This window comes from Streptomyces sp. XD-27 (genome assembly GCF_030553055.1).
Classification (GTDB): Bacteria; Actinomycetota; Actinomycetes; order Streptomycetales; family Streptomycetaceae; genus Streptomyces.
The window spans coordinates 3,061,600-3,078,996 of record NZ_CP130713.1; the positions used below are offsets into that span (position 1 = coordinate 3,061,600).

The 17,397-nt window shown below is 66.7% G+C and carries 7 protein-coding genes and 3 rRNA genes; 2 read left to right on the forward strand and 8 right to left on the reverse strand.

Translation table 11 applies throughout. The features are described from left to right. Nucleotides 1-170 precede the first annotated feature (170 nt). The 3 genes from Q3Y56_RS12850 to mtrA are packed head-to-tail and all read right to left on the reverse strand — an operon-like array spanning nucleotide 171 to nucleotide 4,798. The gene (locus Q3Y56_RS12850) at nucleotides 171-2,015 is read right to left on the reverse strand and encodes an LpqB family beta-propeller domain-containing protein (protein ID WP_304462069.1); all 1,845 of its coding nucleotides are present in this window, start codon (nucleotides 2,013-2,015) and stop codon (nucleotides 171-173) included. Beyond that, entirely contained in the window at nucleotides 2,005-4,119 is a 2,115-nt protein-coding gene (gene mtrB / locus Q3Y56_RS12855; protein WP_304462070.1) for an MtrAB system histidine kinase MtrB, read from the reverse strand. Before mtrB ends, Q3Y56_RS12850 begins: the two co-directional genes overlap by 11 nt. Before the next feature lies 1 nt (nucleotide 4,120). Further along, on the reverse strand, nucleotides 4,121-4,798 hold the full coding sequence (mtrA, locus tag Q3Y56_RS12860) for a two-component system response regulator MtrA (protein WP_030250475.1): 678 nt from the start codon (nucleotides 4,796-4,798) through the stop codon (nucleotides 4,121-4,123). 421 nt (nucleotides 4,799-5,219) lie between these two features. Between mtrA and Q3Y56_RS12865 the strand changes: the two genes are divergently transcribed. Beyond that, on the forward strand, nucleotides 5,220-6,488 hold the full coding sequence (locus Q3Y56_RS12865) for a glycerophosphoryl diester phosphodiesterase membrane domain-containing protein (RefSeq protein WP_304462071.1): 1,269 nt from the start codon (nucleotides 5,220-5,222) through the stop codon (nucleotides 6,486-6,488). A 311-nt stretch (nucleotides 6,489-6,799) separates the two neighbouring features. Here the strand turns inward: Q3Y56_RS12865 and rrf are convergent. The 5 genes from rrf to ahcY all read right to left on the reverse strand — a co-directional run bounded on the left by rrf (nucleotide 6,800) and on the right by ahcY (nucleotide 14,756). Further along, nucleotides 6,800-6,916: ribosomal RNA gene (gene rrf / locus Q3Y56_RS12870) — 5S ribosomal RNA — on the reverse strand. Nucleotides 6,917-7,003: 87 nt separating this feature from the next. Beyond that, nucleotides 7,004-10,127: ribosomal RNA gene (locus Q3Y56_RS12875) — 23S ribosomal RNA — on the reverse strand. Nucleotides 10,128-10,409: 282 nt separating this feature from the next. Then, nucleotides 10,410-11,938, reverse strand: a 16S ribosomal RNA gene (locus Q3Y56_RS12880). Together the 16S, 23S and 5S rRNA genes form the textbook arrangement of a ribosomal RNA operon. Nucleotides 11,939-12,518: 580 nt before the next feature. After that, nucleotides 12,519-13,178 (reverse strand): hypothetical protein, encoded by a 660-nt coding sequence (locus Q3Y56_RS12885; RefSeq protein WP_304462072.1) that lies wholly within the window; start codon nucleotides 13,176-13,178, stop codon nucleotides 12,519-12,521. A gap of 120 nt (nucleotides 13,179-13,298) precedes the next feature. Continuing rightward, on the reverse strand, nucleotides 13,299-14,756 hold the full coding sequence (ahcY, locus tag Q3Y56_RS12890; RefSeq protein ID WP_304462073.1) for an adenosylhomocysteinase: 1,458 nt from the start codon (nucleotides 14,754-14,756) through the stop codon (nucleotides 13,299-13,301). Between the two features lie 404 nt (nucleotides 14,757-15,160). On the opposite strand from ahcY, the gene Q3Y56_RS12895 reads away from it, so the two are divergent. Further along, nucleotides 15,161-17,260, forward strand: coding sequence for a fructose-specific PTS transporter subunit EIIC (locus tag Q3Y56_RS12895; RefSeq protein WP_304462074.1), 2,100 nt, complete (start codon nucleotides 15,161-15,163; stop codon nucleotides 17,258-17,260). The last annotated feature ends 137 nt before the right edge of the window (nucleotides 17,261-17,397 follow it).

The following is a 17,397-nucleotide window of genomic DNA, read 5'->3' on the forward strand; positions in this document are numbered from 1 at the left end:
TGTCCCCCGAGGCGGGAAGAGCCGCCACCCCTGTGGACAACCGCTCGCCGAGCGGGCCGAAGAGTTATCCACAACCCTCATAAGCCCAGGTCAGAGCCGGGTCAGGAGGGACACAGGACGGCCAGAACGGACCAAGGCCGAGGTCGGGTCAAGGCAGGTCAGGGCGGCACTCAGCCCGGGTAGACCGGAGAGGAGCCCTCCCCGGCCACCGTCTTCCAGCTCCCGCTCTGCGGCAGCCTGACGATGCCGTCCATCGACTCGGCGACCAGCGGCCGACCGGGCACCTCCGAGGCGGCCAGCATCTCCACCCGGTTCGGACTGGGCGGCGCCGGCAGGTTCGCGGGCGAGCCGTCCGTCTCCACGTACTGCAACTGCTGCACGCCCTGGGACTCGCGGCCCGCGACCACCAGGCGGCTACCGCCCGCCCACGAGACGGCGTCGACCTCCTCCAGCCTCGGCGCGACCGGACGCAGGCCCTCCACCGACAGCTCCGGCTCGTCGGCGGTACCGCGCCGCTCGACCCGCCCGATCAGCAGCTCCGTATGGCCGTCGCGCTCCACCAGCAGCACGATCCGCATGCCGTCCGCCGAGACACGGAGCATCTCGATCCGCCGCCCGTCCAGCTGCGGGATCCGGACCTCCTCAGGGCCTTCGGTGCTGCGGTGCAGGCGCAGCAGCCGCGGCCGCTCGGGGTCCCGGTCGGCCACCCACAGCCCTCCGAGCCCGTCCCAACTGGGCGCCGACAGCCCGTTCCGCGCGCTCCCCGCCCGGCTGTGGAGCTGGACGTCACCACGCTCCGCGCCGGGTTCCAGCCCCGCGATGTACAGGTTCCGGCCATCGCGGGAGACGCCCGCGGCGAACTGCTCGTCCCGCGCCACCGCTACGGCACCCAGTTGGGCGGTGTCCTCGCCGAACGGCCCCGGCGCGGGAGCCGCCTCCCGGTCCGAGTCCGACAGGCGCATCACGCGGTGCCGCTTGTCGACGAAGTACTGGTGCTCCGCGCGCCCGTTGATGGAGTCCGGGGCATACCGGAGCGCACCGTCACGCGACAGCGAGCACAGCTCCGAACCGTCGGGCCCCTCCAGCCGCACGTTGCTCACGTGCGCCGACGCCTGGTCCTGCACAGTGAACAGCACCTGCGCCGCCATCTGGCGGCAGCCCACCTCACCCGCACCCGACGCCTTCTCGTTGAGCCGGATATCCAGCCCGTTGGATCCGTCGAGGCTGAGCTTCTTCTTGGCGTCGTGCAGCGCCGTGCCGGTCGGGAAGGCCGTACGGACCACCGGGTCGAGCCAGTTGGTCGGGCCGTCGAGCAGGGCCTTCACCGTCCAGGTGATCGGATCTATGCGCTCGCGCACATAGACCGGGTCGGCCACCAGGACGTCCTCGCCGACCCCCGAGGCATCGGCGTCGGGGCCGAGCTGGGCGAAGTAGTACTTGTTGACCGAGTGGTAAATGCGCTGGAAGTCCGACTCGACCATGATCACGCCGGGCGGGAGGCTGTCGATCCGCCACTCCGAACCCGACTTCGCCACATGGATGCGCTTCTTGTACTGCTTCTCCCGCGGCTCGTACGCGTGGTGGGCGTCCACCTCGGCCAGCTGGGTGCCGGACAGCTCAACGGTCACGCCGTCGCCGTCCCGGTCCCCCGTCACCGTGATCTTCGGGGCCTGCGCGAGGACGGTGACGGCCGCGAACGGGTCCCAGTTCTCGGCCGCGCCGCCGGTGAGGTACATCTTCGCGGTGCCGAAGTTCTCCTCGTCGCTCGTGGTCGCCTCCAGGAAGCCGGAGACCAGCTCGGAGGGCTGCTCACCCGCGCCCGGGCGCACGCCGTAGACCCGTACCTGAGAGTCGATCTCGCCGGGCGGGGTGGAGTCCACGCGGCTCACGTCGCCGCTGCTGGGCATCGAGGCGCACCCCGCCAGCACCAGCGCGCCGCAGGTCAGCAGCGCGGGGGCGCCCAGGGAACGGCGGAGGCGGAGACCCCGCGGGCGGCGTTGGCGATCAGCGGCCACGGGTCGGGCCTCCCGATTCGGTCCGGTTCGGCTGCCCGCCACCACGCGCGGGCGACCGGGCATCGTCGCGCGATGCGGCGGACTGGGTGTCGTCGCGCGGCGCGGAGGACGTCCGCGCGTCGTCGCGCGGCGCGGCGGGATCGGTGGGGTCAGCGGGGCCTACCGGGCCAGTGGGGCCTACGGGGCCAGTGGGGTCCGTAGAGGGCTGCGGACGGCCCGGAGGGAGCGCCGGGCGCACCTGGGTGGGCAGGGCCGTCACCCTGCGCCGTCCCGGCCCCTGCGGCAGCCCGGAGGCCCGCAGACCGCGATTGCGGCGCGAGTCCTCCGGCTCCAGGGCGATCGGGGAGGCCCGCAGCGCGTCCCCCGCGGTGCGCGGCAGGGTCAGCCGGAACTGCGAGCCGCCGCCCGGCTCGCCCCACGCCTGGAGCCAGCCCCCGTGCAGCCGCGCGTCCTCCTCGGCGATGGACAGGCCGAGCCCGGTACCGCCGGTCGTCCGGGCCCGCGCCGGGTCGGCCCGCCAGAAGCGGTCGAACACGCGCGTGGCCTCGCCCGGCTTGAGCCCGACACCGTAGTCCCGTACGGCGACGGCGACGGCGCTGTGCGACGCGGCGAGCCGCACCACCACGTCCCGGCCCTCGCCGTGCTCGACGGCGTTGACCACGAGATTGCGCAGGACCCGCTCGACTCGCCGGGCGTCGGCCTCGGCGACCACCGGGTACTCGGCGCCGCGCACGAGTATCCGGCTGCCCTTCCGCTCGGCGAGCGGCTCGGCCCCGTCGACGACCCGGTGGACCACATCGCGCAGATCGATCGAGTCCGCTTCCAGCGCGGCCGCGCCCGCGTCGAAGCGGCTGATCTCCAGCAGGTCCGAGAGCAGCGACTCGAACCGGTCCAGCTGCCCGATCAGCAACTCCGCCGACCGTGCCGTGACGGGGTCGAAGTCGTCGCGGGCCTCGTGGATGACGTCCGCGGCCATCCGCACGGTCGTCAGCGGGGTGCGCAGCTCATGCGACACGTCCGAGACGAAACGGCGCTGCATCCGGGACAGCTCCTCCAACTGCTGGATCTTGCCCTGGAGGTTCTGCCCCATCTTGTTGAAGGCCTCGCCGAGGCGGGCGATGTCGTCCTCTCCGGTGACCTTCATCCGCTCCTGCAGCAGACCGGCGGCCAGCCGCTCGGAGATCCCCGCCGCCATCCGTACGGGCGTGACCACCTGCCGCACCACGACCCAGGCGATGGCGCCGAGCAGCACGACGACGAACACCCCGGCCGTGGCCAGCGTCCCCTTGACCAGGCTCAGGGACTTCTCTTCCTGGGTGAAGGGGAAGACGTAGTACAGCTGGTAGGGCTTGCCGCTGTTGTCGTTGCGCTGCTTGCCGATGACCAGCGCCGGCTCGTCATCGTTGGAGCCGTTGTACACGATCTTGGCGTACTGCTCGTACGTGTCCGTGCCCTCGCCGACCCGTTTCCGCAGGTCCGCGGGCACGCTTTCGGGGCTGATGTCGCCCGAGGCCCGCGGGCCGCGGTGGGCGACGGACGGATCCCCGGGGGATTCGGAGCTGAGCGCCACCACGGAGTACGAGCCCTTGCCGCCGCTGGCCAGCTGGTGCACCAGATCCGTCAGCCACGTCCCGGAGTTCTGCGTGCCCCGGCTTCCCGCGCCGCCCTCGTCCTGGCCGCTTCTGCCGCGAGCGGCGTCGGCCATCTGCTCGGCCACCTCGAACCCGCCCGCGGCCTGGGACTGCGCCGCGTGCCGCTTGGCGTCCAGCAGGCCGTTACGGACCTGGCCGATCACGACGAGGCCGAGCAGCAGCACCACACCCAGCGACATCAGCAGCGTGGTGGCGACCACGCGCAGCTGGATGTTGCGCCGCCACAACCGCGCGGCGGGCACCAGTGGACGGCGTATCCACCGGCCGAACAACCGGATCAGCGGGTGCGCCGGTCCCCCGGTCGCGCCGTCGGGCAGCAGATGGCCGCCGCTCCACAGCCGCCGGAAGAGCGGAATGTCACCCGACGGGTCGACAGGACGACCCGTACGAGTGCCTCCCGCGGCGCTGCCGTCCGGCTTCCCGGACTGCGGAGCGGAGCCGGTCCCGGACATGTCAGCTCGGCCCGGCCTTGTAACCCACGCCGCGCACGGTCACCACGATCTCGGGCCGCTCCGGGTCCTTCTCGACCTTCGAGCGCAGCCGCTGTACGTGCACGTTGACCAGCCGCGTGTCGGCGGCGTGGCGGTAGCCCCACACCTGCTCCAGGAGCACCTCTCGGGTGAACACCTGCCACGGCTTACGGGCCAGCGCGACCAGCAGGTCGAACTCCAGCGGGGTCAGCGCTATCGACTGCCCGTCCCGCTTCACCGAGTGCCCGGCGACATCGATGACCAGGTCGCCGATGGCGAGCTGCTCGGGCGCGGGCTCCTCGGAACGCCGCAGCCGGGCCCTGATCCGGGCCACCAGCTCCTTCGGCTTGAACGGCTTGACGATGTAGTCGTCCGCTCCCGATTCGAGGCCCACCACGACATCGACCGTGTCGCTCTTGGCGGTGAGCATGACGATCGGCACTCCGGACTCGGCCCGGATCAGCCGGCATACCTCGATGCCGTCCCGCCCGGGGAGCATGAGATCGAGCAGCACCAGGTCGGGCTTGGCCTCGCGGAAGGCTGCGAGAGCCTTGTCACCGTCCGAGACGAACGATGGTTCAAAGCCTTCGCCGCGCAGCACGATGCCGAGCATCTCTGCCAGTGCGGTGTCGTCGTCGACGACAAGGACGCGTCCCTTCATATCGACATCATCCCATTTACGCATCCAGTCGATAGACGTCGGTGATCCAGGTCACGATTGGGCCCACGTTGTCCGTCGATGTCCGTCTCTGTCCTGCGCGATCTCGCGCTGTTCATGTCAGCCGTGGATGTCACCTCAGCGGATCTTCTCGCTGCAGGCCCACGGCCCCACTGAGCGGGCAGAGCGTACCCCAGTGCCGTAACCGAGTTCGCAGCCCACCTCCCGTTCCACAGTCGGCTGTACCAAGCTGGTCGGCGTCGTGCGCCGGCCTGGTCGTGCCGGTACTGGCGGCATCCGCCCGCGCAAGCGGGCCGCCGTGAACCCCGACGTGCTGGGCCCGGTTCGAAGCCAGGCCTCCGTGACACGATGGCAGCCGACCGGCCCGCGCCGCACCCGCGGCGGGCAGCGAGAAGGAGTGAAGATGAACGACTCTCCGGGCTGGGCGCCGCCCGGACCGCCCCCTTCCGAGGACCCTGACCGCGATACGCGCGGCACGGGCGAGGGGTCCGACCGGCCCGTGGTCCCGGAACAGCCCGTATGGGGTGCCAAGTGGGCCGAGCGGCAGCCGCCGGCGGGGCGCTGGTCGGCGCCGGGCGGCCCGCCCCCGCCGTTCCCGCGGCCGCCCGGCCCGGTGGACCGGGGAGCCTGGGGAGCCGGCTGGACCCAACCGCCGCCGGTGGCTCGTCCCGGCGTCATCCCGCTGCGGCCGCTCGGCGTCGGCGAGATCCTCGACGGCGCGGTCTCCACGATGCGGGCCCACTGGCGCACCGCCCTCGGCATCTCGCTCGCCGTCGCCGTCGTCACACAGATCCTGGTGACCACCGCCACGGGCCTGTGGTTCCGGGACGTGTCGGGGCTGGACGCCCTCGACGACACCTCGGACCCGACGCTCCGCGAGACGCTGGACGCCATCGGCGGCTCGCTCGCCTCCAATAGCGTCGCCTTGCTGCTGGGCATGCTCGGCACCGTCGTCGCGACCGCCCTGCTGACCGTCGTCACCAGCCGGGCCGTCCTGGGGCGTCCGGTGACCACCGCGGAGGCCTGGCACAGCGCCCGGCCCCAGCTGGCCCGGCTGTGCGGACTGCTCTTCCTGCTGCCACTGATCGTCGTCGGCGTCGCCGCGGCGGGCGTCGCTCCTGGAGTCCTGCTCGCCTTGGCGGGGGCGGAGAGCGGCGGGGCCGCCCTCGCGCTCCTGGGCGGGCTGGCGGCCTTCGGCGCCGCCATCTGGCTGTGGATCCGCTTCAGTCTGGCCGCACCCGCGCTGATGCTGGAGAAGGCCTCGGTGACCGCCGCCCTGCGTCGCTCGGCGAAGCTGGTGCGCGGCGCCTGGTGGCGTGTCTTCGGTATACAGCTCCTCGCGCTCCTGATCGTCCTCGTGGTCGAGGCGATCGTCGAGATCCCGACCAGCATGGTCGCCATGGTCATCGGCGGGGACAGCGCGTCGGACTGGCTGTCCGGTGAGACCGCCACGGTCGGCTGGACGTTCCTAGTCGTGATCGGCATCGGCGGGGTCATCGGCGCCACGGTCACTCTTCCGATCACAGCGGGCATCACTGCCCTTCTGTACATGGACCAGAGGATTCGCCGCGAGGCACTCGACCTCGAACTGGCCCGCGCCGCCGGCGTAGACGGCAACAGCAGCGCAGACAACCCCTCCGCGCCCGCCGTCGACACCGCCCCCGGCGACTGACCGCCTCCGACTGAAATACCTCCGCATACGTCCGCGGTGGCCCGCTCATTGCAGGCCACCGCGGACGACGCACTGGTGACGGGACGGCACCTGCCCACTGACGGCCGCCCGCGGCGCCCCCACGGCTCCTGGTCACCGCAGAAGAGCGGCTGACGGAGCAACAGCAGACGTCCGTGCCCGGGAACTTCGAAGGACCGGAAGTGCGGATGCCCCAACCCTCGCCTGACGGGAAGTCCGTTTGGGAGTGGAGGAGGGAACGCAAAAAGGCCCTGGTGGGGAACCGAAGTTCCCCACCAGGGCCTCTAAAAATTGTTCGGCGGCGTCCTACTCTCCCACAGGGTCCCCCCTGCAGTACCATCGGCGCTGAAAGGCTTAGCTTCCGGGTTCGGAATGTAACCGGGCGTTTCCCTAACGCAATAACCACCGAAACACTATGAAGATGACACAACCGGAACCCCAACAGGGGCTCAAAACGGTTCGCAACTTCAGAACCAACACAGTGGACGCGAGCAACTGAGGACAAGCCCTCGGCCTATTAGTACCAGTCAACTCCACCGGTTACCCGGCTTCCATATCTGGCCTATCAACCCAGTCGTCTACTGGGAGCCTTACCCTCTCAAGGAGGTGGGAATACTCATCTCGAAGCAGGCTTCCCGCTTAGATGCTTTCAGCGGTTATCCCTCCCGAACGTAGCCAACCAGCCATGCCCTTGGCAGAACAACTGGCACACCAGAGGTTCGTCCGTCCCGGTCCTCTCGTACTAGGGACAGCCCTTCTCAATATTCCTACGCGCACAGCGGATAGGGACCGAACTGTCTCACGACGTTCTAAACCCAGCTCGCGTACCGCTTTAATGGGCGAACAGCCCAACCCTTGGGACCGACTCCAGCCCCAGGATGCGACGAGCCGACATCGAGGTGCCAAACCATCCCGTCGATATGGACTCTTGGGGAAGATCAGCCTGTTATCCCCGGGGTACCTTTTATCCGTTGAGCGACGGCGCTTCCACAAGCCACCGCCGGATCACTAGTCCCGACTTTCGTCCCTGCTCGACCCGTCGGTCTCACAGTCAAGCTCCCTTGTGCACTTACACTCAACACCTGATTGCCAACCAGGCTGAGGGAACCTTTGGGCGCCTCCGTTACCCTTTAGGAGGCAACCGCCCCAGTTAAACTACCCACCAGACACTGTCCCTGATCCGGATCACGGACCCAGGTTAGACATCCAGCACGACCAGAGTGGTATTTCAACGACGACTCCACACACACTGGCGTGCATGCTTCACAGTCTCCCACCTATCCTACACAAGCCGAACCGAACACCAATATCAAGCTATAGTAAAGGTCCCGGGGTCTTTCCGTCCTGCTGCGCGAAACGAGCATCTTTACTCGTAATGCAATTTCACCGGGCCTATGGTTGAGACAGTCGAGAAGTCGTTACGCCATTCGTGCAGGTCGGAACTTACCCGACAAGGAATTTCGCTACCTTAGGATGGTTATAGTTACCACCGCCGTTTACTGGCGCTTAAGTTCTCAGCTTCGCCCCACCGAAATGGAGCTAACCGGTCCCCTTAACGTTCCAGCACCGGGCAGGCGTCAGTCCGTATACATCGCCTTACGGCTTCGCACGGACCTGTGTTTTTAGTAAACAGTCGCTTCTCGCTGGTCTCTGCGGCCACCCCCAGCTCAGAGTGCAAGACTCATCACCGGAAATGGCCCCCCTTCTCCCGAAGTTACGGGGGCATTTTGCCGAGTTCCTTAACCATAGTTCACCCGAACGCCTCGGTATTCTCTACCTGACCACCTGAGTCGGTTTAGGGTACGGGCCGCCATGAAACTCGCTAGAGGCTTTTCTCGACAGCATAGGATCATCCACTTCACCACAATCGGCTCGGCATCAGGTCTCACCCTGTGTGAGAGACGGATTTGCCTATCTCTCGGGCTACACCCTTACCCCGGGACAACCACCGCCCGGGCTGGACTACCTTCCTGCGTCACCCCATCACTCACCTACTACAAGTCTGGTCCGTCGGCTCCACCACTCCCCATCACTCCGAAGAGATCAAAGGCGGCTTCACGGACTTAGCATCGCCTGATTCGATGTTTGGCGCTTCAAAGCGGGTACCGGAATATCAACCGGTTGTCCATCGACTACGCCTGTCGGCCTCGCCTTAGGTCCCGACTTACCCTGGGCAGATCAGCTTGACCCAGGAACCCTTAGTCAATCGGCGCAAACGTTTCTCACGTTTGTATCGCTACTCATGCCTGCATTCTCACTCGTGAACCGTCCACAACTACCTTCCGGCGCTGCTTCACCCGGCACACGACGCTCCCCTACCCATCACAGTCCCCGTTGGGGGTATGTACTGCAATGACACGACTTCGGCGGTACGCTTGAGCCCCGCTACATTGTCGGCGCGGAATCACTTGACCAGTGAGCTATTACGCACTCTTTCAAGGGTGGCTGCTTCTAAGCCAACCTCCTGGTTGTCTCTGCGACTCCACATCCTTTCCCACTTAGCGTACGCTTAGGGGCCTTAGTCGATGCTCTGGGCTGTTTCCCTCTCGACCATGGAGCTTATCCCCCACAGTCTCACTGCCGCGCTCTCACTTACCGGCATTCGGAGTTTGGCTAAGGTCAGTAACCCGGTAGGGCCCATCGCCTATCCAGTGCTCTACCTCCGGCAAGAAACACACGACGCTGCACCTAAATGCATTTCGGGGAGAACCAGCTATCACGGAGTTTGATTGGCCTTTCACCCCTAACCACAGGTCATCCCCCAGGTTTTCAACCCTGGTGGGTTCGGTCCTCCACGAAGTCTTACCTCCGCTTCAACCTGCCCATGGCTAGATCACTCCGCTTCGGGTCTTGAGCGCGCTACTAAACCGCCCTATTCGGACTCGCTTTCGCTACGGCTTCCCCACACGGGTTAACCTCGCAACACACCGCAAACTCGCAGGCTCATTCTTCAAAAGGCACGCAGTCACGACGCAAGGACAAGTCCTTGCGCGACGCTCCCACGGCTTGTAGGCACACGGTTTCAGGTACTATTTCACTCCGCTCCCGCGGTACTTTTCACCATTCCCTCACGGTACTATCCGCTATCGGTCACCAGGGAATATTTAGGCTTAGCGGGTGGTCCCGCCAGATTCACACGGGATTTCTCGGGCCCCGTGCTACTTGGGTGTCGCACAAGCAAGCCGCTAATGTTTCAGCTACGGGGGTCTTACCCTCTACGCCGGGCCTTTCGCATGCCCTTCGCCTACATCAACGGTTTCTGACTCACCCAACAGCCGGCAGACTGCTGAAGTGCGATCCCACAACCCCGCATGCGCAACCCCTGCCGGGTATCACACACATACGGTTTAGCCTCATCCAGTTTCGCTCGCCACTACTCCCGGAATCACGGTTGTTTTCTCTTCCTGCGGGTACTGAGATGTTTCACTTCCCCGCGTTCCCTCCACACTGCCTATGTGTTCAGCAGCGGGTGACAGCCCATGACGACTGCCGGGTTTCCCCATTCGGACACCCCCGGATCAAAGCTCGGTTGACAGCTCCCCGGGGCCTATCGCGGCCTCCCACGTCCTTCATCGGTTCCTGGTGCCAAGGCATCCACCGTGCGCCCTTAAAAACTTGGCCACAGATGCTCGCGTCCACTGTGCAGTTCTCAAGCAACGACCCGTCCCCCGTCACCCCCACACCAACGTGCAGAGTTCACCGAGGCCGGCATCGCAAAGGGACGAGCAACGCTCGCACCCTCAGACACCCAACAGCGTGCCCGACACCCCCAGCGTTCCGTCCTGTGTTCCACGCCGAAGCAGTACTAACAGTCACAACAACCGAGTGTGCCGAGTAGTCAACGTTCCACCCATGAGCTAACCGTGCGAGACATTCGCTCGCAGTCGGCCATGTGCTCCTTAGAAAGGAGGTGATCCAGCCGCACCTTCCGGTACGGCTACCTTGTTACGACTTCGTCCCAATCGCCAGTCCCACCTTCGACGACTCCCTCCCACAAGGGGTTGGGCCACCGGCTTCGGGTGTTACCGACTTTCGTGACGTGACGGGCGGTGTGTACAAGGCCCGGGAACGTATTCACCGCAGCAATGCTGATCTGCGATTACTAGCGACTCCGACTTCATGGGGTCGAGTTGCAGACCCCAATCCGAACTGAGACCGGCTTTTTGAGATTCGCTCCACCTCACGGTATCGCAGCTCATTGTACCGGCCATTGTAGCACGTGTGCAGCCCAAGACATAAGGGGCATGATGACTTGACGTCGTCCCCACCTTCCTCCGAGTTGACCCCGGCAGTCTCCTGTGAGTCCCCATCACCCCGAAAGGCATGCTGGCAACACAGAACAAGGGTTGCGCTCGTTGCGGGACTTAACCCAACATCTCACGACACGAGCTGACGACAGCCATGCACCACCTGTACACCGACCACAAGGGGGCGACCATCTCTGGCCGTTTCCGGTGTATGTCAAGCCTTGGTAAGGTTCTTCGCGTTGCGTCGAATTAAGCCACATGCTCCGCCGCTTGTGCGGGCCCCCGTCAATTCCTTTGAGTTTTAGCCTTGCGGCCGTACTCCCCAGGCGGGGAACTTAATGCGTTAGCTGCGGCACGGACAACGTGGAATGTCGCCCACACCTAGTTCCCAACGTTTACGGCGTGGACTACCAGGGTATCTAATCCTGTTCGCTCCCCACGCTTTCGCTCCTCAGCGTCAGTATCGGCCCAGAGATCCGCCTTCGCCACCGGTGTTCCTCCTGATATCTGCGCATTTCACCGCTACACCAGGAATTCCGATCTCCCCTACCGAACTCTAGCCTGCCCGTATCGAATGCAGACCCGGGGTTAAGCCCCGGGCTTTCACATCCGACGCAACAAGCCGCCTACGAGCTCTTTACGCCCAATAATTCCGGACAACGCTCGCGCCCTACGTATTACCGCGGCTGCTGGCACGTAGTTAGCCGGCGCTTCTTCTGCAGGTACCGTCACTCTCGCTTCTTCCCTGCTGAAAGAGGTTTACAACCCGAAGGCCGTCATCCCTCACGCGGCGTCGCTGCATCAGGCTTTCGCCCATTGTGCAATATTCCCCACTGCTGCCTCCCGTAGGAGTCTGGGCCGTGTCTCAGTCCCAGTGTGGCCGGTCGCCCTCTCAGGCCGGCTACCCGTCGTCGCCTTGGTAGGCCATCACCCCACCAACAAGCTGATAGGCCGCGGGCTCATCCTGCACCGCCGGAGCTTTCCACCACCATGAGATGCCTCAAGTGGTCGTATCCGGTATTAGACCCCGTTTCCAGGGCTTGTCCCAGAGTGCAGGGCAGATTGCCCACGTGTTACTCACCCGTTCGCCACTAATCCCCCACCGAAGCGGGTTCATCGTTCGACTTGCATGTGTTAAGCACGCCGCCAGCGTTCGTCCTGAGCCAGGATCAAACTCTCCGTGAATGTTTTCCCGTAATCGGGATGCACACTCGCGTTGAGCGGAACCATCGGGAGGAATAATCCCGACAGTTCACAGCGTCCTCGCTGTGTTTTGTTTCTTCAAAGGAACCTCGTCCCAGACCATCAGGCCCGGAGACGGGGTATCAACATATCTGGCGTTGACTTTTGGCACGCTGTTGAGTTCTCAAGGAACGGACGCTTCCTTCGGCTTCCCTTTCGGGCTTCCTCCGGGCGCTTCCCTTCGGTCTTGCGTTTCCAACCTTACCAGATCCGTTTTCCGTTCCGTTTCCGGTCGGAATTTCATTTCCGGTGGCCGTTGGAGGGCCTTTGCCTTTCGGCTTTCTCGACTTTATCAGAATCGCTCCGGCCGATCTAATCGGCTTCGCTTTCCCAACTGATTCGAAGATGCCTCGCCGGGAACGTCGTTCCTGGGCGGAGCGCTGTAGACACTAGCCGTTGCGACGGGACCTGTCCAGTTCCTCGCAACCGTTTGAATCTACCTCCCCAGTCTACCTGTGTCAACAGGTTTCGGGGGCGAAGAGCAGACTAGCAGGTCAGCCGGGGTCGACGCACATCCTGCGTCTCAGAAGGCCGAGGGCGGGACGTCGAGGTCTTCGAGTTCGATACCGGGCGCGGACAGGACCACGTCGCCGGCGAGGTGAACGCTGTACTGCTCCCCCGTGTCCAGCTCGCTGACCTGGTATTCCTCCACCATCAGCGGGCCGCTGTCAGTGGGATGTGGTGTCCTGGCGAGCAGGGACCAGGACTGGTCAAGGGTGCGGGGTGCCAGTACCGGGGCAGTGAAGGCGACGAGGCGGACACGGGTAGCGGGGGCGCCGGGTTCCAGCCGCAGCAGGCGGGATGTCGCGATGAGGAAGGCCGGAGAGGCGCCGGTGAAGGCGTGGGCGGGGACGTTGCCCTCGGTGGCGTGTTCGCCGGTCGGGTCGGTGCGGACCCAGGTGACCCCGTCGAGTGCGGCGCCGCGGACCTGCCAGCCCCCGGCGTGGAGCTCGAGGCGGATGGGGCGGCCGAGCTCGTCGAGGGTGAGGTCGACGGAGCCGACGGGGGTGTCGTGCGGGACGGCGGGGCCGCCGGCTCCCGCGCCGGGGGGAGTGGCGGGAGAGGGGGCGGTGAGCTGGGAGACGTAGCGCCAGCCGGAGGGGCCGATGGCGCAGTGGAAGTGCTCTTCTCCGAGGGAGGTGTGATCGTGCGGGTCGTGGAGCGAGTAGCGGCCGCGGGGCATGGTGGGGTCCTTGACGGTACAGACGGGACAGGCCCCCGCTGGTGGGGCGGGGGCCTGATACCGGCTGCTCATCGCGCCTGACGTGCGCCGTCGGGCGTCGGGCGTCGAGGCGCGGTGGGCTCAGTAGCGGTAGTGCTCGGACTTGTACGGGCCCTCGACCGGGACGCCGATGTAGGCGGCCTGCTCCGGGCGGAGCGTGGTCAGCTTGACGCCGAGCGCGTCCAGGTGGAGGCGGGCGACCTTCTCGTCCAGGTGCTTCGGCAGCACGTAGACATCGGTCGGGTACGCCTCGGGCTTGGTGAAGAGCTCGATCTGGGCGATGGTCTGGTTCGCGAACGAGTTGGACATCACGAACGACGGGTGGCCGGTGGCGTTGCCCAGGTTCAGCAGGCGGCCCTCGGACAGGACGATGATCGCCTTGCCGTCGGGGAAGGTCCAGGTGTGGACCTGCGGCTTGACCTCGTCCTTCACGATGCCCGGGATGGCGGCGAGGCCGGCCATGTCGATCTCGTTGTCGAAGTGGCCGATGTTCCCGACGATGGCCTGGTGCTTCATCTTGGCCATGTCGGCGGCCATGATGACGTCCTTGTTGCCGGTGGTCGTGATGAAGATGTCGGCGGTCTCGACCACGTCCTGGAGGGTGGCGACCTGGTAGCCGTCCATCGCCGCCTGGAGGGCGCAGATCGGGTCGATCTCGGTGACGATGACGCGGGCGCCCTGGCCGCGGAGGGACTCCGCGCAGCCCTTGCCCACGTCGCCGTAGCCGCAGATGACCGCGACCTTGCCGCCGATGAGGACGTCGGTGGCGCGGTTGATGCCGTCCACCAGGGAGTGCCGGCAGCCGTACTTGTTGTCGAACTTCGACTTGGTGACGGCGTCGTTGACGTTGATCGCCGGGAAGAGCAGCGAGCCGTCGCGGTGCATCTCGTAGAGACGGTGCACGCCGGTCGTGGTCTCCTCGGTCACGCCGCGGACCTCGGAGGCGAGACGCGTCCACTTCTGGGGGCTCTCGGCGAGGGTGCGGTTGAGGAGCTCCAGGATGACGCGGTGCTCGTCGTTCTCGGCGGTCTCGACCGCCGGGGCGGCGCCGTCCTTCTCGTACTCGACGCCCTTGTGGACGAGCAGGGTGGCGTCACCGCCGTCGTCCAGGATCATGTTCGGGCCACCGGTCTCGGTGCCCGGCCAGGTCAGCGCCTGCTCGGTGCACCACCAGTACTCCTCCAGGGTCTCGCCCTTCCAGGCGAAGACCGGGACGCCCTGCGGGTCGTCCGGCGTACCGTTCGGGCCGACCGCGATGGCGGCCGCCGCGTGGTCCTGGGTGGAGAAGATGTTGCAGGAGGCCCAGCGCACCTGCGCGCCGAGCGCGACCAGCGTCTCGATGAGGACGGCGGTCTGGACGGTCATGTGCAGCGAGCCGGTGACCCGGGCGCCCGCGAGCGGCTGCGCGTCGGCGTACTCGCGGCGGATCGCCATCAGGCCGGGCATCTCGTGCTCGGCGAGGGTGATCTCCTTGCGGCCGAAGGCGGCCAGGGAAAGGTCGGCGACCTTGAAGTCCTGGCCGGTGGCGGCGGTGGTCATGGGGTTGTCCTCCATGGTCATCGGGTTCGAGCGAGAGTGGTCTCGGCTGGGCATGCGAAAACCTGACCCGTTCGCCCGTCGTGTGGCTCGTCGACGTACGGGGCGTACAAGCCGTCCTGCGGACGTACAGGTACGCACGCGCGACGCGTGCGGGTCGCTTTCGCAGGCGCAGTCCGTCGGAGGCCCTCTCTCCCTCGGCCGGTCCATGAACGGACCGCCCGACCGCCATCAGCAGCGACGTCTGGCTCTGGTCACGAATCTACACCGGTCGGTCTGGTGAACCCCAGCCCGTGGGACGTTGTTCGGCCGGGATGCGGCGCCGAGCGCCGCGGTGCTGCAGGATGCCGCCTAGCGCCGGGGCGGACGTCGCAGCCCGGCGCCTGTTGAGGCGTAAGGAGAACGACGTGACCAGTCCGGCCGATCCCCCTGCGAGCGCGGGGACCAGCAGGTCAGGCTTGAAGTTGGTGGCGGTGACGGCCTGCCCTACGGGCATCGCCCATACGTATATGGCCGCGGAGAAGCTGGCCCAGGCGGCGGAGTCGCTCGGCCACAGCATCAAGGTGGAGACGCAAGGCTCGATCGGGGCTGAGAACGTCTTGTCTGACAACGATGTCAGATGCGCTGACGCCGTGATTGTCGCCGCCGACAAGGACGTCGACAGGAGCCGGTTCGTCGGGAAGCGGGTGCTCGTGGTGGGCGTCGCCGAAGGTGTTCACCATCCGGACCGGCTCATCGAGCGGGCGCGCAGCGCGCCGGTGTACGAGGGTGAGGACGCGGGGCCGAGTGGGGGCGGTGCCGAGCGGGGCGGCCGTGCGCGGATCGGCGGGCTGGGCGGGCGTGCGGGGGATGGTGGCGGTGGGCAGCGCGGCGCCACCTACAAGGCGCTGATGAACGGTGTCTCGTACATGATCCCGTTCGTGGTGGTCGGCGGACTGCTGATCGCGGTCTCGCTGGCGCTCGGCGGCCACACGACGTCCGAGGGCATCGTCATCCCCGAGGACTCGGTGTGGAAGAGCGTCAACGACATCGGGGCCGTCGGCTTCGCGCTCATGATCCCGATCCTGTCCGGCTATATCGCGTACGCGATCGCGGACCGGCCGGCGCTCGTACCGGGCATGGTCGGCGGCTGGATAGCGGCGCACGGCGAGCTGTACGACAGCGAGGCGGGCGCGGGCTTCATCGGCGCGATCGTGACCGGCTTCCTGGCCGGCTATCTGGTGCTGTGGATCAAGAAGGCCAGGGTTCCCCGGTTCGTCCAGCCGATCATGCCGATCATCGTGATCCCGATCGTGGCGACGACGGCGCTGGGCCTGTTCTTCGTGTATGTGATCGGCGAGCCGATCTCGTGGCTCTTCGAGCACCTCACCGACTGGTTGGGCGGGCTGACGGGGACGAGCGCGGCGCTGCTCGGCATCGTCCTCGGGTTGATGATCGCGTTCGACATGGGGGGACCGGTCAACAAGACCGCGTTCCTCTTCGGGGCGGGGCTCGTCTCCAAGAACCCCGAGGTGATGGGGATGTGCGCGGCGGCGATTCCGGTTCCGCCGCTGGGGCAGGGGCTGGCGACGCTGATCCGGCGCAGGTTCTTCGACGAGCAGGAGCGGGAGACGGGGCTGGCCGCGCTGTTCATGGGCTTCTTCGGGATCACCGAGGGGGCGATTCCGTTCGCGGCCGCGCGTCCGGCCCGGGTCATCCCGGCGAACATGCTCGGTGGGGCGGCCGCGGGGGCCGTGGCGGGTATCGCGGCTGTCGAGGACAGCGTGCCGCACGGCGGGCCGATCGTCGCGCTGCTGGGCGCGGTCGGCGGCGTGCCGATGTTCTTCGTCGCGGTGGCGGCCGGTACGGGGGTGACGGCCGTGACGACGGTCGCGCTGATGTCGTGGGGGCGGCGGGATGCGGTGGGGGCCGAGACGCCTGTGCAGGGGGACACGCTTGTGCAGGGGGACACGCCTGTGCGTGCGGACACGCCTGTACAGGCCGACACGCATGTGCATGCGGACGCCCCGGCGGCGCGGCGGGCGGAGAGTGCGGTCGGTGAGTCGGCCGGTGAGGTGCTGTGCGGTCATCTCAGCGCACGGACCGTCAAGGAGGAGTTGGCTGCCGAGGACAAGGACTCCGCCATACGTGAGATGGCCGAGCTCCTGGCCGCGGACGGCAAGGTCGCGGATGTCGAGGAGCTGGTCCGGGTCGCGTTCGCGCGCGAGGAGCAGGGCAGCACCGGGCTCGGCGAGGAGATCGCCATTCCGCACGCGAAGACGGACGCGGTGACCGCGCCGGTCGTCGGGTTCGCGCGGTCCGCCGAGGGCATCGAGTGGGGTTCGCTGGACGGCACGAAGGCGCGGCTCATCTTCATGATCGCGGTTCCGGAGGCCGCGGCGGGTGACGAGCACCTGCGGATTCTGGCGTTGCTGTCGCGGAAGCTGATGGATGACGGGTTCCGGGAGCGGCTGCGGGGGGCGGCGGGGGTGCCGGAGATCTTGGGGGTGTTGGGAGAGATTCGGTAGGGGTGCCGGTACGCGTGCGGGTGCTGGTGCTGGTGCCGGTGTCTTCCCCTGGCGGCAGCCGGTCTTGGTAGCGGCCGGCCGCAGAACGGCAGAAGGCCCCGAGCGTGGCCGGTGGTCCGGTCCCGCTCGGGGCCCTC

What these genes read in the sequence shown, in the direction of transcription:
- mtrB (WP_304462070.1), bottom strand. Translation starts at nt 4,119, where the DNA reads ATGTCCGGGACCGGCTCCGCTCCGCAGTCCGGGAAGCCGGACGGCAGC.
- Q3Y56_RS12885 (WP_304462072.1), bottom strand. Translation starts at nt 13,178, where the DNA reads ATGCCCCGCGGCCGCTACTCGCTCCACGACCCGCACGATCACACCTCC.
- mtrA (WP_030250475.1), bottom strand. Translation starts at nt 4,798, where the DNA reads ATGAAGGGACGCGTCCTTGTCGTCGACGACGACACCGCACTGGCAGAG.
- Q3Y56_RS12865 (WP_304462071.1), top strand. Translation starts at nt 5,220, where the DNA reads ATGAACGACTCTCCGGGCTGGGCGCCGCCCGGACCGCCCCCTTCCGAG.
- ahcY (WP_304462073.1), bottom strand. Translation starts at nt 14,756, where the DNA reads ATGACCACCGCCGCCACCGGCCAGGACTTCAAGGTCGCCGACCTTTCC.